At 55.0% G+C, this 549-nt stretch carries 2 protein-coding genes; one reads left to right on the top strand and one right to left on the bottom strand.

Going from position 1 to position 549, the window contains the following annotated elements:
• The coding region (tnpA, locus tag C5469_RS23050; RefSeq protein ID WP_166311038.1) for an IS66 family insertion sequence element accessory protein TnpA at window positions 1–288 on the top strand (288 nt) is incomplete at its 5' end.
• Here tnpA and C5469_RS23055 read toward each other — a convergent pair.
• Window positions 244–549 (bottom strand): hypothetical protein (locus C5469_RS23055; protein ID WP_166311040.1); only part of this gene is annotated, 306 nt, incomplete at its 5' end. The two genes, tnpA and C5469_RS23055, sit on opposite strands and share 45 nt — an antisense overlap.

Here is a 549-nt window from a genome sequence, read left to right on the forward strand (position 1 = left end):
ACTGAAAAACAGCAACACTGGGCGGCAGTTATTGCTTCCCAAAAGCAGAGCGGGCTAACGGTGACGGCGTTTTGCCAGCACCATGAGATTAATCCAGCCACATTTTACTATTGGACAAAAAAGCTCCGGCAACAGCACGAGCCCCAACGCCTGCATCCCGTTGTGGTTGAGGAGCATTCCGAGGCCGGATACACCGTCACGCTCTTTCTGCCCAACGGACTCCGGGCTGAGTGGCCGGCCAGGTTATCCACCGCGCAAATCCGCCACTGGATTGAGGCGCTGCGATGATACTGGTCGGCACAATTTATCTGGTATCCGGTCATACCGACAGGCGAAAATCCATCGACGGGCTGGCGTTAGCACATCCCCGTGCGCATCAGCCCCTACGGGGATTAAAAGTGTGATCGGTGACACTGATCCTGTTTTTGGACTTGCACGATCCCGTTGCGCAGTCACACTCAGGCTTTTCCCCTGAGAGCCTGAGTGATGATTGACCTGCCCGATGATATTGACCCACTGAAAGCGCTCGTTTACCAACTTCAGGCCGAT

The sequence above is a fragment of the Photorhabdus cinerea genome, from assembly GCF_011189575.1.
GTDB lineage: Bacteria > Pseudomonadota > Gammaproteobacteria > Enterobacterales > Enterobacteriaceae > Photorhabdus > Photorhabdus cinerea.